General features: G+C 47.4%; 2 protein-coding genes and 1 pseudogene. 1 reads left to right on the top strand and 2 read right to left on the bottom strand.

Features of this window, described 5'->3' with window-relative positions:
• Positions 1–230 (bottom strand): annotated as a pseudogene (locus RMO35_RS11710) (relaxase/mobilization nuclease); the annotation flags it as partial.
• A 186-nt stretch (positions 231–416) separates the two neighbouring features.
• Positions 417–986 carry a MobC family plasmid mobilization relaxosome protein gene (locus tag RMO35_RS11705; RefSeq protein WP_309741405.1) on the bottom strand — a complete coding sequence of 190 codons (570 nt, stop codon included), beginning with the start codon at positions 984–986 and terminating at the stop codon, positions 417–419.
• A gap of 259 nt (positions 987–1,245) precedes the next feature.
• Between RMO35_RS11705 and RMO35_RS11700 the strand changes: the two genes are divergently transcribed.
• Positions 1,246–1,656 carry a hypothetical protein gene (locus RMO35_RS11700; protein WP_309741403.1) on the top strand — a complete coding sequence of 137 codons (411 nt, stop codon included), beginning with the start codon at positions 1,246–1,248 and terminating at the stop codon, positions 1,654–1,656.
• Positions 1,657–1,691: the final 35 nt, after the last annotated feature.

Here is a 1,691-nt window from a genome sequence, read left to right as displayed (position 1 = left end):
ATTTTGATATCGTCGGCGACTTCCCCATCTTGCACGGCAAACCCGATCGCAAAATGCCGGACGACTTTCTGGGCGGTGGTTCTGCGGTTGGCGATCGCCCGAAATTCTCGCGCCATACCTGCCGCAGTCTCATGACCAAGGTTGCGATCGAGAATCCTCCCTTGCCGAGTCTCCAGTAAGTATCCCAGCAACCCACCAAACCCACTGCCTTTACTATTCGATCCAATCATAGTTCTACTAACCCAAGCTGTTAGTTACAGTTTTTTAGTGTGGCAAGGGGGAAAGGGGAAGGGGAAAAGGGAAAAGAGCCGCAATGTCGTCGGCATCTTTCCTTTAACCTTTACCCTTTCCCCTTTCCCCAAGTTCTAACTCTCGATCTAACTAGCAACTTGCGTTACTACGCTACCAGCCCTACATCAACATTTATCAACGAGCGCAGCTTTGATGAGGTTAATCGTGCGGGAGAGTTGAAACATCTCCTTAACTAACCTTTCGGCTTCGGCAGCTTGATTTGGCTTTTGAGCGATTAGCGCATGACTATTGAGAACGTGAGCGATTTGATTGAGGTTGTTGCCTTGAGCTTTGAGTTCGCGCTGGAGCTTGCTGATTTCAGCGTAAAGTTCGACATACAGAGCTTCTGGTGGATTGACAGGTTTCGATCTTCCGTCGATCAGGTATTGGGTTCTGGTTAATTTTGCCGCAGCAGCTTCGCGATCGATCTCGTCTAACACAGCCGGAGCAACCCGCATCGCGAATCGTTTGGTTTTAACTTTAGCTCTGGGCATAGGTGATTTAATCGGGAAATAGCTCAGGTGGGGGTGTTCGATCTGATGCGACAGGGATGTTCTACTGGCAACATGAGATTTATTGCTCGATCTGCTGTCAGCGCAAGGATCGAAGGGGGTCAAGGGGGAACGCCCTTGCCAGTCAATGTGGGCACAGCCCGCATTGCTGGCTCTTCCGCCTGTCTCCTCTTTCTCTCCCAATTAAACCCTCCAGTCGCGGGAGGTGCCATCAGCTAAATGTGTTGAGAATGCGAGTAATTGCCCAGCAATAGTTCAGCATTTATACGATACTATCTGGCTGCTTTTATCGTACATAATTGCTGATTAATACTTAATTTTAACTTGCGAAATAGTTGAGGAGAATCGAAAATTGCCGATCTACTCAACAATTCATCAGCAATTTGCGAGGGAGAGATCGGCTATTTATCAACATTGCTTCAATAGGACAAAGTAACTAATTATGACCGACGAAAGTAAGACAAAGAGAAGCACCAATTTTTGGATGTGGCGAGTTAACACTGATGTCCTGGAAAATTTGCTATTTAGATATACAGCCGATCGCCGTCTGAAAAAGCAAAAGAAGTTAATCATGGAGGCTTTGACAGCTTTCTATCTACCGCTCGCTTGTGAATCAGCCGATTGCGTAGATGAGGCAGAAGTTCTAGATATTTATCGGCGATCGCGGGCGATGTTACTCCAGCAAGTTGAAACATTAGACGCGAAATTCGGTGGGGACAATCGAGAGCAAAAATCTAGTACTCACGCTCGCCCGTCGATTTCCGCATCGACAAGTGAGTCGAGCGAACCAGTGGCAGGGATAACCCCTGCTGTAAAAAGTCCGGTGGCGATCGATTTCAACTCGCTCTATTAACAAAGTTCGCGACTCGCTCAAAATACTGAAAATCG

Source organism: Chamaesiphon sp. OTE_20_metabat_361 (assembly GCF_031364565.1).
This window is presented reverse-complemented; position numbering and strand designations above follow the sequence as displayed.

What these genes read in the sequence shown, in the direction of transcription:
- RMO35_RS11700 (WP_309741403.1), top strand. Translation starts at nt 1,246, where the DNA reads ATGACCGACGAAAGTAAGACAAAGAGAAGCACCAATTTTTGGATGTGG.